The organism is Alkalihalophilus lindianensis (assembly GCF_032843265.1).
GTDB classification, from domain to species: Bacteria; Bacillota; Bacilli; order Bacillales; family Bacillaceae_D; genus Alkalihalophilus; species Alkalihalophilus lindianensis.
On sequence record NZ_JAWJBA010000755.1, the window covers coordinates 1 to 249 of the forward strand.

Annotated in this window: 1 protein-coding gene; it reads left to right on the plus strand. The window is 37.8% G+C overall.

Annotated elements, in window-relative coordinates:
• Window positions 1–129: PTS sugar transporter subunit IIB (locus RYX56_RS24195; protein ID WP_500660681.1), on the plus strand; the 129-nt coding region annotated here is incomplete at its 5' end.
• Window positions 130–249: the final 120 nt, after the last annotated feature.

Consider the following 249-nt stretch of genomic DNA (forward strand, 5'->3'; position numbering starts at 1 on the left):
GATGATAAAGATTTAAATGCTTTCCGGGAATTAGACAATCGGGGCATTGAGTTGGAAATCCGCAAAGTTGCTGCAGACAACAAGGTCAAAATCATCCCTTTGTTAGATAAACTTGAGGCTGAAAAGTAATTTTTCAGCCTTGCTATCAAATGAAAGCGAATACTTTTAAGGGGGTGCTGCTCACTGGGAATGGAAAACAGTATCATGGAGTAAAGGATTGGTAATCTGTCATTTTATTCATTTTTCATC